Origin of the sequence: Bartonella sp. MR110HLJHH (assembly GCF_042194225.1) — a bacterium.
GTDB lineage: Bacteria > Pseudomonadota > Alphaproteobacteria > Rhizobiales > Rhizobiaceae > Bartonella > Bartonella grahamii.
In genome coordinates this window covers 1-657 of record NZ_JBHIMQ010000096.1, presented here as the reverse complement: position 1 = coordinate 657, position 657 = coordinate 1, and the positions used below count along the sequence as shown (strand labels likewise).

General features: G+C 39.4%; 1 protein-coding gene. It reads left to right on the top strand.

Annotated elements, in window-relative coordinates; genetic code table 11:
- The first annotated feature begins 44 nt into the window (after positions 1 to 44).
- Positions 45 to 527 carry a hypothetical protein gene (locus ACFIKB_RS09565; RefSeq protein WP_375647878.1) on the top strand — a complete coding sequence of 161 codons (483 nt, stop codon included), beginning with the start codon at positions 45 to 47 and terminating at the stop codon, positions 525 to 527.
- Positions 528 to 657: the final 130 nt, after the last annotated feature.

Here is a 657-nt window from a genome sequence, read left to right as displayed (position 1 = left end):
ATTAGTGGCTCCACCGTAATCGAAGAACGTGAGAAATAGTAATCATGGAAAAGAAATATGAACTTACTGATGAAATAGACATTCTCTATCGTCGACTAGTTCGTCGCATCCGTGCACTGAGAAACTTTGGAAACATCAAGAAAGGTGACCTAGGCGGTTATATAGAGCATGAAGGTAACCTCTCTCATGAGGGCGATTGTTGGGTTGGGGATAGGGCAAAGGTTTGCAATAATGCTCAAATTTATGAGAATGCACAAGTATTTGGACGAGCACGTATCTCATGTAATGCACGTATTTATGGAAATGCTAATGTTTTTGGAAACGCTTGTGTTGAATCCAATGCACATATTTTCGATAATGCGCAAGTTTACGGAATAGCCGAAATTCACGGCAATGCCAAAATTTGTGAAAAAGCTCATATTGGTGGTGAAGCTGTTGTGTGTGGTAACACATGTATTTCAGGCAACACACATATTAGTTATAGTAGAAAAGCCGAACATATCCCTAGGAAAAGACAGAGCGTATAAGCACTTTCTAACAACCAACCAGCCTTTTAACAGATGCGTGATTCACGCCACGGGTGAATTGCGCGCAATGTAGGAAATCAAGATGACAAATTCTACTTTTTTAAAAGAAATGGCAGAAAAATATGGATTT